The 12,449-nt window shown below is 72.3% G+C and carries 10 protein-coding genes; 7 read left to right on the top strand and 3 right to left on the bottom strand.

Translation table 11 applies throughout. From position 1 onward, the window contains the following. Nucleotides 1–16: 16 nt before the first annotated feature. Nucleotides 17–553, bottom strand: coding sequence for a bacterial proteasome activator family protein (locus ASG23_RS01295; RefSeq protein WP_056018985.1), 537 nt, complete (start codon nt 551–553; stop codon nt 17–19). Nucleotides 554–619: 66 nt separating this feature from the next. On the opposite strand from ASG23_RS01295, the gene ASG23_RS01300 reads away from it, so the two are divergent. Continuing rightward, nucleotides 620–1,849: an AGE family epimerase/isomerase gene (locus ASG23_RS01300; protein ID WP_056018988.1), complete on the top strand. Its 1,230-nt coding sequence runs from the start codon at nt 620–622 to the stop codon at nt 1,847–1,849. Nucleotides 1,850–1,985: 136 nt separating this feature from the next. Here ASG23_RS01300 and ASG23_RS01305 read toward each other — a convergent pair whose 3' ends face one another. Beyond that, nucleotides 1,986–2,966 (bottom strand): NAD(P)H-quinone oxidoreductase, encoded by a 981-nt coding sequence (locus ASG23_RS01305; protein ID WP_056018991.1) that lies wholly within the window; start codon nt 2,964–2,966, stop codon nt 1,986–1,988. Between the two features lie 241 nt (nt 2,967–3,207). Here ASG23_RS01305 and ASG23_RS01310 point away from each other — a divergent pair, with 241 nt between their 5' ends. From ASG23_RS01310 to ASG23_RS01335, 6 genes are all read left to right on the top strand, one after another. After that, nucleotides 3,208–7,872, top strand: a complete 4,665-nt coding sequence (locus tag ASG23_RS01310; protein ID WP_056018994.1) for an ATP-binding protein — start codon at nt 3,208–3,210, stop codon at nt 7,870–7,872. 85 nt (nt 7,873–7,957) lie between these two features. Further along, nucleotides 7,958–8,407, top strand: coding sequence for a roadblock/LC7 domain-containing protein (locus tag ASG23_RS01315; RefSeq protein WP_056018997.1), 450 nt, complete (start codon nt 7,958–7,960; stop codon nt 8,405–8,407). Between the two features lie 21 nt (nt 8,408–8,428). Then, nucleotides 8,429–8,806 (top strand): DUF742 domain-containing protein, encoded by a 378-nt coding sequence (locus ASG23_RS01320; protein WP_055916477.1) that lies wholly within the window; start codon nt 8,429–8,431, stop codon nt 8,804–8,806. Then, nucleotides 8,787–9,398 carry a GTP-binding protein gene (locus tag ASG23_RS01325; protein WP_056019000.1) on the top strand — a complete coding sequence of 204 codons (612 nt, stop codon included), beginning with the start codon at nt 8,787–8,789 and terminating at the stop codon, nt 9,396–9,398. Before ASG23_RS01320 ends, ASG23_RS01325 begins: the two co-directional genes overlap by 20 nt. An 84-nt stretch (nt 9,399–9,482) precedes the next feature. Further along, the gene (locus ASG23_RS01330) at nt 9,483–10,121 is read left to right on the top strand and encodes a type II toxin-antitoxin system VapC family toxin (protein ID WP_235520786.1); all 639 of its coding nucleotides are present in this window, start codon (nt 9,483–9,485) and stop codon (nt 10,119–10,121) included. A gap of 51 nt (nt 10,122–10,172) precedes the next feature. Continuing rightward, nucleotides 10,173–11,666: a DUF2252 domain-containing protein gene (locus tag ASG23_RS01335; RefSeq protein WP_235520788.1), complete on the top strand. Its 1,494-nt coding sequence runs from the start codon at nt 10,173–10,175 to the stop codon at nt 11,664–11,666. Between the two features lie 30 nt (nt 11,667–11,696). Here ASG23_RS01335 and ASG23_RS01340 read toward each other — a convergent pair whose 3' ends face one another. Next, on the bottom strand, nt 11,697–12,425 hold the full coding sequence (locus tag ASG23_RS01340) for a copper homeostasis protein CutC (protein WP_056019004.1): 729 nt from the start codon (nt 12,423–12,425) through the stop codon (nt 11,697–11,699). Nucleotides 12,426–12,449 lie beyond the last annotated feature (24 nt).

The raw sequence follows: 12,449 nt of genomic DNA on the forward strand, positions 1-12,449 counted from the left end.
CCCTGACGGCGGGCGCCTACAAGTACTGCCCCGTCGACGGGTCGGTCCCGTCCGCACCCGGCACCTGGACGCCCACCCCGCTCGGCGGCACCCGACCGGGCGGCAGCTGCCGGCGCATCCCCGACAGCTGGTTCTGCGCGGCCACCTGCTGAGCCACCAGCGCGGTCTGGATGCCGTGGAACAGCCCCTCCAGCCAGCCGACCAGCTGCGCCTGCGCGATCCGGAGCTCCGCGTCGGAGGGCGCCTGGTCCTCGACGAACGGCAGCGTGATCCGGTGCAGCTCCGCGACGAGCTCCGGAGACAGGCCCTCCTCCAGCTCGTGCAGGGACCGCTCGTGGATCTCGGCCATGCGTGCGCGCGCCGCGTCGTCCAGGGGTGCGCTGCGCACCTCGTCGAGGAGCTGCTTGATCATCGTGCCGATGCGCATGACCTTCGCGGGCTGGCCGACCAGTGAGGTGATGTCCTCCGGCGCGTCGTCGTCGACCGCAGGGGCGAGCACCTCCACGCGCGGCTCGTCGTCGGTCGGGGCGTCCTGGGCGGCGTTGTCGGTCACCCGGGCATTCTCACCGACTGTGGTGCCCGGCGCAGCCCTTCCGGTCCGCTGGTTAGGGTGTGCGCCATGGCCTGGCTCACCACACCCGCTCATGCCCGGTGGCTCGAGGACGAGACAGACCGTCTCCTCGACTTCGGGCGCGCCTCGGTCGTCCCCGGAGGCTTCGCGCGCCAGGACGAGGCAGGCGCCGCGGTCGACGGCCCGCTGGAGCTGTGGATCGCGTGCCGGATGACGCACGTCTACGCGATCGGTCACCTGCTCGGCCGGCCCGGCTCGGCCGCGCTCGTCGACCACGGTCTGGCTGCGCTGACCGGCGCCTTCCACGACGACGCGCACGGCGGATGGTTCGCCGAGGTCGAGCGCGACGGCACCCCGCGGGACACCGACAAGGCGGCGTACCCGCACGCGTTCGTCATCCTCGCCGCCTCCAGCGCGACCGCGGCGGGCCGACCAGGCGCTCGCGCGCTCCTCGACGAGGCGCTCGCCGTCTCCACGGAGCGGTTCTGGGACGACGTGGTCGGCATGGCCGTCGAGCAGTGGGACCGGACCTTCACCACGCTCGACGGGTACCGCGGCGTCAACGCGAACATGCACACCGTCGAGGCCTACCTCGCGGCGGCCGACGTCACCGGGGAGCGCGTCTGGCTCGACCGCGCGGTCCGGATCGTCGAGCGCGTCGTGCACGGCTGGGCCGCCGGCAACGCGTGGCGCATCCCCGAGCACTTCGACACCGACTGGGTGCCGGACCTCGAGTACAACGTGGACACCCCGGCGCACCCCTTCCGGCCGTACGGCGCCACGATCGGGCACTGGCTCGAGTGGGCCCGGCTGACGCTGCACGCGCGCGCCGCGATCACCGCCCGCGGTGACGTCGCGCCGGCGTGGATGCTCGAGGACGCGGTGTCGCTGTTCGACGCCGCGGTGCGCGAGGGCTGGGACGTCGACGGCGCCCCCGGCTTCGTCTACACGGTCGACTGGTCCGGCGTCCCCGTCGTGCGCGAACGGATGCACTGGGTGGCCGCCGAGGGCGTCGCCGCTGCTGCCGCCCTGCACGCCGCGACCGGCGAGGCCCGGTTCGACGACGCCTACACGCAGTGGTGGGAGTACATCGGCGCGCACCACCTGGACCGCGTCGGCGGGTCGTGGTGGCACGAGCTCGGCACCGACAACCAGGTGTCCCGCACGGTGTGGTCCGGCAAGGCCGACCTGTACCACGCGGTGCAGGCGACGCTGATCCCGCGCCTCCCTCTGACCCCGGTGATCGCCCCGGCCCTGGCCGCCGGCCTGCTGGACTGACCCCGCCGGCTCCTCCCCGCCCGCGCCGCGCAACGTCCGCACATCCGGTCGTCCGCACGCTCGATGGTGCGGACGTCACGCCCGCACCCGCCGTAGCGTCCGCACATCCGGTCGTCGGAGCGGACGTCCTGGAGCGTCAGGGGATCAGGAGGACCTTGCCGAAGGCCTCGCCCGACTCGAGCATCCGGTGGGCGTCGGCGGCCTGGTCGAACCCGAGGCGCGCGTGCACCACCGGCCGCACCCACCTGTCCTGGACGAACGGCCACGCGTGCCGACGGACGCCGTCCATGATCGCGACCTTCTGCTCGAGCGGGCGCGAGCGCAGCAGGGTGCCCACGACGCTCGCCCGCTTGGAAAGCAGCACCGACAGGTCCAGCTCGCCGCGTCGACCCTGCTGCATCCCGATCACCACGAGACGGCCGTCGTCGGCGAGCATCGCCAGGTTCTCCGCCAGCCCGCCGCCGCCCAGGACGTCGAGGATGACGTCGGCACCGTGCCCGTCGGTCGCGTCCCGCAGCCGGTCCACGAGGCCGGGCTCGCGATGGTCGAGCGCCGCGTCGGCGCCGAGGGCGAGGACGCGGGCGGTGCGCTCCGGACCTCCCGCGGTCGCGAGGACGCGCGTGCCCAGGGCGTGGGCCAGCTGGACCGCCACCACGCCGACCCCGCCCGAGCCGCCCCGGACGAGAAGGTTGTCCCCGGGTGCCAGCCGGGCGGCACGCAGGTTCGACCACACCGTCGCCAGACCCTCGGGCAACGCGGCGGCGTCGACGGTCGACAGGTCGTCGGGCAGTCGCAGGGCCAGCCCGACCGGGACGGCGACCAGCTCCGCGTAGCCGCCGCCCGCGAGCAGCGCCGCGACGCGGTCGCCCACCTGGGGGTCGTCGGGGCCCAGGCCGTGCCCGCGCGCGACGACCGTGCCCGAGACCTCGAGGCCCGGCCAGGCGGGCGCGCCAGTCGGCGGCGGATAGTGGCCGGCCCGCTGGAGCAGGTCGGCTCTGTTGACGCCGGCCGCCGCGACCCTCACGACCAGGTCGCGCGGACCCGCCACAGGATCGGGAACGTCCTGCACGGCGAGGACGTCCGGATCGCCCGGCTTCGTGATGACGACCGCTCGCACGTCCGCACAGTAGCCCCGGAAGGACCGTCCGGCCCGCTGCTAGCACATGACAACCGCACGGGGTGCCATGACGCCGTATCCCGGGGGGTGAGGTCCGTGGCAAACTCTGCCGCGGGCTAATGGTCCGATGTCCAACAGCCGATGAACGCCAACGGGACACCTCGTCGGTCAGCTGACCGAACGTGCACGACCGGTACGACATGGTGGCAACGCCCGTTGCCGGAAGACGGAAGGGAACGACATGCTGCGACGGCTCGGCATCCGCGCCAAAGTGATGGCTGTCCTTGCCGTCCCCATGATCGTGCTGCTCGCAGCCGGCGGGTTCATCTCGTGGAACGCCATCCAGGAGCTGCGGTACGCCAAGGCGGCCGACAGCGTGATCACGACGCTGCAGGCCTACACGCCCGTGTCCGCCTCGCTGCAGGAAGAGCGGCTCCTGACGCTCAACGGCGGCTCACCCGAGGACATCGCCAAGGCGCGTGCAGCGACCGACGCCGCGCTGGACGCGGTCCGGCCCATCACGGCCGCCCTCGACCTGAGCCAGTTCCCGCAGCCGGTCGTCGACCGGTTCGTCGACGTCCAGCTCGCGCACAACGAGGCGCTCGAGAACGTCCGTGCGGCGGTCGACACCAAGGCGCAGCGCGCCAGGATCGACCACAACTACGCCACGATCATCGAGGGCCAGCTCAACTTGATGGAGCAGGTCGCCAGCAGCCTCGAGAACCGCGACCTGGCCCAGTACGTCACCGCGTACCGAGAGCTCGGCTCCACGGCAGACAACCTGGTCGTCGAGATGATCGACGGTATGGCGCTGCTGACCACCCGCGCGCCGGCACCTGCCTCGGTCCGCGGGTACAGCACACAGTCCGCAGCCACCGAGCTGGCCCGTGGCCGCGCCAAGGACGCCCTCGAGACGCTGGACGTGGAGGGTCTCGCGCTACCCGTCAAGGACCCGTCGGGAAACTTCATCCACATGCGAGAGATGCTCGCGCAGGGCAACCCCCAGGGCTTCGCGCTGGTCAGCATCCCGTCGTACCTCAAGGAGATCCAGGGCCAGCTGGGCTCGCTCTCGACGCTGAACAGCGAGGTGCTCGACAACGCTCACGAGATCGCGAGCCAGGCGGCGGACGAGGCCCAGACCCGGGCGCTGGTGACCATCGGCATCGTCGTCGCTGCCCTCGTGGCCTCCCTCTTCTTCGCCCTCCTCGTCGCCCGTGGCATCGTCGTCCCGCTGCGCCGTCTGACGAAGGCTGCCGCCGACGTCCGCGAGCAGCTGCCGCGACTGGTCGAGCAGGTGGCCGTCCCCGGTGAGGGCCCCGAGATCACGCTCGCGCCCATCCCGGTGACGTCCCGCGACGAGGTCGGCCAGCTGGCCGCAGCGTTCAACTCCGTGAACTCGACCACGGTCCAGGTCGCCCAGGAGCAGGCCGCCCTGCGTGGCTCCATCGCGGAGATGTTCGTCAACGTCGCCCGCCGCGACCAGGTCCTCCTCAACCGCCAGCTGTCGTTCATCGACTCCCTGGAGCGTGCCGAGGAAGACCCGAGCACCTTGGCGAACCTGTTCCGCCTCGACCACCTCGCCACCCGCATGCGTCGTAACGCGGAGTCCCTCCTCGTCCTCGCCGGCATCGACTCCGGTCGTCGACTGCGCGACGCCATGCCGCTGTCCGACGTCGTCCGCACGGCCTCCTCGGAGATCGAGCAGTACGACCGGGTCGAGCTCGACCTGCAGGTCGACCCGCACATGCACGGCTTCAACGCCCTCGGCGCCGCACACCTGCTGGCCGAGCTGCTCGAGAACGCGACGATCTTCTCCGAGCCGGAGACGCCCGTCACGGTCACCACCGGTGTCTCGGGCCAGTTCGTGATCGTCCGCATCCTGGACCAGGGCCTGGGCATGAACGACGTGGAGCTCGAGTCGGCGAACGCCAAGATCGCCTCGACGTCCGCCAGCGACTCCCTGGGCAACCAGCGCCTCGGCCTCTTCGTCGTCGGCCGCATCGCCCAGCGCCTGGGTGCCGAGGTCCGGCTGCTCAAGTCCGCCCACGGCACGGGCACCGAGACCATCGTCCGGTTCCCCGCGACGCTGTTCGTGATGACGGAGACCAACCTCTACGGCAACGGGGCGCCCGCCGCCCTGGCCACGCCGCCCAACGACACGGGCCTGCCGCAGATCGAGGCACCCGTCGTCGACGAGGTCGACCTCGCTGCGCTGACCGACGGTCAGACGTCGCTCGGCCTGCCCCGCCGCCGTCGTGACGACGGGGCCGACGAGGGCGTCGGTCCCATCCCGGTCACCCAGATGGCCCAGTCCACGGGCTTGCCGAGCCGGTCGAAGAAGACGTTCGACGAGGACAACCTCGTCCTGCCCGAGGCGCCCGACGGTCACATCGCCGCCGAGATCTCCGGTGCCGGCTCCGACTGGAAGCCCGAGACGGTCGCGCCGCTCAAGGGCGGGCTCCCGAGCCGCAGCCGTGCCTCCACGTCGGCCTGGGCCACGCCGGAGGAGCCGGCTGCCGCAGCGGCCACCGCAGCCACCCCTGCTCCCGCCCCGGCCGCCCGTGCCGGACTGTTCTCGGGCTTCCGCGGACGCACCGAGACCGCGACCTCCGACACCGGCGAGAGCCTCGTCGTCCCGGGCCTGGAGCCCGACGACCACGAGCGCGCGCAGCTGCCCGCCCAGGCGAACGCCGTCCGTGCTCCGTGGATGTCGAGCGCAGGAGACGCTGCGCCCGACGAGCCGGTCGAGCCGATGGTCGTCCCGCAGCTCGTGAACGATGACGACTCGTGGGAGGCGCAGGAGGCCGAGAACCGCGAGGCACAGAACGTCGCGTCCGCTGCGGCCCTCGTCGCCGACGACGAGGCCGCGCGTGCCGAGGCGGCCCCGGCGCAGGAGGAGGCACCCGCATGGGAGCCGACTGAGGCCTGGGACGCCACGCCGGTCGAGGAATCTGCTGCCGAGGCTCCGGCCTGGGAGGCACCCGCCGTGGCCGAAGCGTCCGGCTGGGACGTCCCTGTCGCCGACGCCGACGCTCCGGACTGGGAAGCACCCGTCGCCGAGACCGCCACGTGGGAGGCGCCCGTCGCGGAGGCTCCCGCCTGGGACGACTCCACCGTCGCCCCTGAGACCCCCGTCTGGGACGACTCCACCGCCGCCCCGGAGACCCCCGTCTGGGAGGTCCCCGCTGCCGAGGTCCCCGAGGCCGAGGTCCCCGCTGCCGAGGTCCCCGCCGCCGAGGTTTCCGCAGGGGACGACGACCTCAAGGCCGACGAGGCTCCCGCGTGGGACGCACCCGTCGTCGCCGAGGCCCCCAGCTGGGAGCTCCCTGCCGCCGCCGCATCCGCCTGGGACCAGACGGTCGTCGACGACGAGCCCACCTGGGAGGCGCCGGTCGTCGGCGAGCACACCCTCGCCGCTCTGACGTCGCGCTCCGCCACGCCGGCGCCGCAGGAGGAGGTCGAAGCCACTGCTGCCGCCGCCCCCGCCGCGCAGGAGCCCAGCCGGTCGTTCACGTCGTACAGCGGCTACGCCGGCTGGGGCGCACCCGCCGACGTGCCCGCGCCGCACCAGCCGTTCGAGCGCACGCTCGACGAGGCTCGTGCGTGGCACACGGGCGCCATGGCGATCGTCCCGGAGGCTGCCGCGCCGGTCGAGGCACCCGTCGAGCAGGTCGACGAGCAGGCCCCGACCGCGGACGACTCCGCCTGGCCCGTGCCCGCGTGGGAGCCGCCGACCTGGCAGGCGCCTGAGTGGGCCGAGCAGCCGGTCGAGGCTGCCACCGAGGTCGAGCCGGTCGCCGAGCCCGTGCTCGAGGTCGTCGACGGTGTCGCGTTCAGCCCGGTGTATCTCGAGCCTGAGCAGACCGAGACCGAGACCGAGGTCGATGTCGAGACCGAGGCCGCCGTCGCACCCGAGCTCGTCGCGGAGGAGGCGCCCGAGTGGGCCGCTCCCGCGCAAGAGGCGGTGCCCGCGTGGCCGACGTTCCAGACGTCGCACCAGGTCGAGGCGCCGACGCAGGTGTTCACGCCGATCGAGGCCGCAGCAGCCGCCGAGCCGGAGCCCGCACTGCAGGCACCCGTCGACCAGGAGGCCCCGGTCGCGTACGCCGCGCCCGAGGCCGCCGCCCCGGCGTGGGACCCGACCGCTCCCGCCCAGGTAGCTCCGACCGCCCAGGCTCCGTTCGCGGACGTCGTCGAGTCGGCGTCGCGGGCACAGTCGGGCGACGCCAAGGGCCGCCGCAAGTGGAGCCTGTTCGGGCGGAAGAAGGGTGACGACGTCGCTCAGGAGGTCTCCGGACCCGTGCCGGTGCAGGACGTTCCCGCCCCCGCCAGCCAGGTCGCCCCCGTGCGGACCTCGGCGTGGACGGCGGACGCTGCCGCACCGCAGTCGCCCACCGGTGCCGACTCGTCGCAGTCGTGGATGGCGTCGACCACGTGGTCGGCTCCGCCGGCCCCGGCGCCCGTGCCGCAGCCCTCCGCCTCGTTCGAGCCTGTCTCGACAGGATCCTGGGCGCCCCCCGAGTGGGCCGCACGGCCCGGCGCGAACGCCGCGCCGTCCGCGACGGTCCCGCAGCCCGCGCTGCCGCCGTCGGTGGCACCTCGGGTGGGCACGCTCGACGACGAGGTGGCGGCGATGCTCGCCCTCCGGTCGGACATCCAGGAGCAGGCGCTGTCCGAGCTCTCCCAGCTGTCGGCCTACCGGCCGTCTGTCACGGGTGGCAACCAGGAGCGCCTCACCAAGCGTGTCCCCACAGCTGTCCCGGCGACGACCGTCGCCGAGGACGAAGGAAAGCCCGTGCAGCGGGATGCGGACCAGCTCCGGTCGCGTCTGTCGAGCTTCCAGTCCGGGACTTCTCGTGGCCGTCGTGCCATGGAGGACCCGTCCGGCCAGAACGGCGTGAGCTGATGGAAGCCCCTGATCCCACAACCGTCGTCACCGCCATGGTGGCGTCTGACCACGCAGTCATCGACTGCACCAGCAAGGAGGAAGTGTGACCGCGCTCAGCACCGAGGCAGCCAACTTCGGCTGGCTCCTGGACAACTTCGTCCGGACCGTGCCCGGCACTCGCCACACACTCGTGGTGTCTGCGGACGGTCTTCTCATGGCGATGTCCGAGCAGCTCGACCGCACCAGCGGCGACCAGCTCGCAGCAATTGTCTCCGGGATGTCCAGCTTGACCCGTGGCGCCGCGCGCCAGCTCCGTGCGGGGGAGGTGCGTCAGGCGATCATCGAGATGGACAACTTGTTCCTCTTCCTCATGAGCGTCTCGAACGGCTCCGTCCTCGCCGTCGTCGCGGAGGCCAGCTGCGACGTGGGCCTCATCGGCTACGAGATGGCGATGCTCGTCTCTCGGACAGAGGCGACCCTCACCCCGCAGCTCATCTCCGAGATGCGCGGTCAGCTCCCTGTCGACGGCGCGACCCGCGCCCCGGTGGCCTGAGGCCGCGAGGGAGACTGACTCATGAGCGAGCACATCGAGTACGAGGCCAGGACGGTCCGGCCCTACGCCGTGACCGGTGGCCGCGTGCGCTCGGCGCGCTCCGACCTGCCTCTCGAGGCGCTGGTCGAGGCGATGCCGGGTGCCGTGACGAGCCAGGGTCTGCCGCCTGAGAAGCGGGCGATCCTGCAGCACGCCGCGTCGAACTACATCTCGGTCGCCGAGCTCTCTGCTCTGCTCCACCTTCCGCTCGGTGTGATCCGGATCCTCGTGTCCGACCTCGCCGACCAGCAGTACGTGCGCGTGCACACCTCACAGCCGGTCGAGGTCAACACCGGTGAGTCCCCTGCCCTGTCCCTCAGCGTGCTGGAGAGTGTTCTCAATGGCATTTCCGCCCTCTGACGCCGCTGTGGCCGCTCCGGCGGGTACGGCAGGAAGCGTCGCTCCCACCGTCGTGAAGATCGTCGTCGCCGGCGGGTTCGCCGTCGGCAAGACGACCTTCATCGGCTCCATCTCGGACATCGAGCCCCTCAACACCGAGGCCGCGATGACCGAGCACTCGCTCGGCGTCGACGACGCCGGCGGTGTGTCCGACCGCAAGACCACCACGACGGTGGCGATGGACTTCGGGCGCATCGCACTGCCGGGGTCGCTCTGGCTCTACCTGTTCGGTACCCCTGGCCAGGACCGGTTCCTGTTCATGTGGGACGACCTGGTCCGTGGTGCGATCGGCGCCGTCGTGCTGGTCGACACCGACCGGCTCGACCAGTGCTTCCCGGCCGTGGACTACTTCGAGAGCCGTGGCATCCCGTTCGTCGTGGGGGTCAACTGCTTCGACGGCATCGCCAAGCACCAGCTGGACGACGTCCGTGAGGCGCTTGCGATCCCGGCGCACGTTCCGGTGCTCTACACGGACGCGCGTTCCCGTGCGGCCACCAAGCAGGCCCTGATCTCCCTCGTGCAGCTCGCGATGGAGCGTCTGCGCAGCCGGTGACCCGACAGGTCTCACCCGACGGCGGCCGGCCCCTGCAGGGGCCGGCCGCCGTCGTCGCCTGACGCCGTGAGCCATCATGGTGAGGTGCCCGACTCGTCCTCCGTCCCGCCGCCGCCTGCGCGCGACGACGACGGTGGTCCTGTGCTGCCGCAGCCCCGCCGGGCACCGGACGACGCGTCCGCGGCGGAGCTCAGCGCGCACCTCGACCTACGACGTCCCGACTCCGCTCCGCCCCCGGACGTCTCGGTTCCCGTGTCTTCCGCGTCGCCCGTCGGTCGCCCCGGCGCCCGTCCGACGGTCAGCACCCCGCGCGTCTACGCCGACGGGTCCGCGCTGTCCCGGTACCTCGACGGTGCCCCCTGTCGCGCGCAGTGGTTGGCCTGGGCCGCGCAGCACGAGGACGAGCTGATCACGACCCCCCTCGGCCTGACCGAGCTGCGTCGGATCGCCCGGCCGCGCGGCGTGGAGGCGAACGGTGTCGCCCACGACGTCGAGGACCGGGTGGAGGTCGTCCGGTTCTCCGACCAGACGCTGCGGGCCGCGACCAAGGTGTCCGGCGTGCTGCCGGCATTCATCGCGCTCCACCTCGGGGTCGCACTCGCCCACCCCGGTGTCGGGGGCGTCGCGACGTACGACGTTCAGCTCGCCCAGGCATCGGCCCTGCACGGGCTCACCGTCGTCTCGCCCGGGTGGCCGGCGCTCTGGTGGGAGCGGGCCGGTTGAACCTGCCGCGCGCCTCTTTCGCACGGCTGCTCTCCGGCCTAGTTTCAGCAGGTGACGCAGACCGAGAGCACGCGACCCGACGCCGTCCCCGACATCGGCGCCATCCACCCAGTTCCCTCCCTCACTCCCGACCGCCGCCGGGCAGCCGACCCGGTCGCTCACCTGACCCGTGCGCAGCGCGAGTCCCGGGGAGACGCAGCCAGGGTGCTCCTCCCGCGCAGCGGTCTTGCCGCCCTGGGTGCCCTGGACACCCGCCCGGACCCGATCGACCTCCTCGTCTCGCAGGGGACGACGCGGGTCCCTGAGCTGGTCCCGCTCCGGTACGGCCGCATGGCGACGTCCGCGTTCGCGTTCTACCGCGGGGCCGCGCTGATCATGGCGTCCGACCTGGCCGCCACCCCCGACTCCGGCCTCGACGTGCAGCTCTGCGGAGACGCCCACATCTCGAACTTCGGCCTCTACGGCACTCCGGAGCGCAGGCTCCTGTTCGACCTGAACGACTTCGACGAGACCTTGCCCGGACCGTTCGAGTGGGACGTGAAGCGACTCGTCGCGAGCGCCGAGATCGCCGCCCGGGGCCTCGACATCGACACGAAGGAGCGGCGGTCCATCCTGCTGGAGATCGCCAAGGCATACCGCACGGCGATGCGGACGTTCGCCAGGCAGCCGAACCTCGACGTCTGGTACGCCCGGCTCGACGTCGACGACCACCTGCGCGAGTTCAGCTCGACGCTCGGGAAGGCGCAGCAGAAGAAGACCCAGTCCACCGTGCGCAAGGCTAGGTCGCGCGACCACCTGAAGGCGGTCGAGAAGCTGACGGAAGTGGTCGGTGGCTCGCGCCGGTTCCTGTCCGACCCGCCGTTGGTGACGACCCTGGTCGAGCTCCTGGGGGAGACCGCCGCGCACGAGTTCACGGAGGCGATGGGCAAGCTGATCAGCGCCTACCGGTCGTCGCTGCAGCCGGACCGTCAGCACCTGCTGAACCAGTACCGCGTCGTCGACATGGCGCGCAAGGTCGTCGGCGTGGGAAGCGTCGGAACCCGCGCCTGGATCGTGCTGCTCCAGGGCGTCGACGACAGCGACTTCCTGGTCCTGCAGGCCAAGGAAGCGCAGGTGTCTGTGCTCGAGCAGTTCCTCGGTGCCAGCGAGTACACCCAGTCGGGGCAGCGGGTCGTGGAGGGGCAGCGACTGATGCAGGCGGCGAGCGACACGATGCTCGGCTGGCAGCGCAACACGGGGATCGACGGGATCGAGCGTGACTTCTACATCCGCCAGCTGCGGGACTGGAAGGGCTCGGCGGTGGTCGAGGAGATGACGCCCGACGGCTTTCGCCAGTACGGCGGGCTCTGCGCCTGGACTCTCGCCCGTGCGCACGCGCGCTCCGGAGACCGGGTCGCGATCGCGTCGTACCTCGGCGGTTCGAAGGCGGCGGACGAGGCCTTCGCCACCTTCGCGGTCGAGTACGCCGACCGCACGGAGCGGGACTATGCCTCGCTCCTGGCGGCGATCAGCACCGGGCGACTGGAGGCCGTCCACGGCATCTGAGGTCTCGCCGTCACGTCGGGTACATGAGATCTACTGCGCGGCCGCTCCACGGCCGAGTGCCGCGACCGCGGCCGTGACCAGCGCGGGATCCGTCGTCGTGTACCCGTCCGACCCGCCACCAGGTCCGCCGGACTCGTCGACGTGCCGGCTCGCGGACAGGTGCACCGCGTCGACGCCGACGGCGACGAGCGCAGGGATGTCAGCGGGCCGCACCCCGCCACCGGCCATGACCTGCAGCCGTCCGGCGGAGTGTGCGACGGCGGCGGSGAGCCGGTCGAGGCCGTCGATGCTGCGGGCGGCACCGCCGGAGGTGAGGACGCGCGCGATGCCGAGCGCGATGAGGTCGTCGAGGGCGGGTTCTAGGTACGGGACGGTGTCGAGCGCCCGGTGGAACGTGACCTCCCGACCGTCGGCGGCGTCGACCAGGCGAGCGACGGCGGAACGGTCCACGGCACCTGTCGCAGAGAGCGCCCCGATCACCACACCGGCCGCACCGGCGCGCACGGCGGCGCGCACGTCCCTGACCTGAACGTCGAGCTCGTCGGCGGAGTAGACGAAGGAGCCCGCGCGCGGGCGGACGAGGACGTGCACGCCGACGGTGCCGGGAACCGCAGCCAGCACGGCGTCGATCAGCCCGACCGACGGCGTGATCCCGCCGGTCGCGGCCAGCGCGGCGCACTGCTCGAGACGGTCGGCTCCGAGCGACGCGGACGCGACCGCGCCGGAGACATCCTGGACGGCGATCTCGAGAACGGTCATGCCCAGGACAACAACGGTTCGCCG

Origin of the sequence: Cellulomonas sp. Leaf395, from assembly GCF_001424125.1 — a bacterium.
GTDB lineage: Bacteria > Actinomycetota > Actinomycetes > Actinomycetales > Cellulomonadaceae > Cellulomonas.

Coding starts and splice junctions, on each gene's coding strand:
- ASG23_RS01325 (WP_056019000.1), top strand. CDS start 8,787: ATGGCATTTCCGCCCTCTGACGCCGCTGTGGCCGCTCCGGCGGGTACG.
- ASG23_RS01320 (WP_055916477.1), top strand. CDS start 8,429: ATGAGCGAGCACATCGAGTACGAGGCCAGGACGGTCCGGCCCTACGCC.
- ASG23_RS01300 (WP_056018988.1), top strand. CDS start 620: ATGGCCTGGCTCACCACACCCGCTCATGCCCGGTGGCTCGAGGACGAG.
- ASG23_RS01310 (WP_056018994.1), top strand. CDS start 3,208: ATGCTGCGACGGCTCGGCATCCGCGCCAAAGTGATGGCTGTCCTTGCC.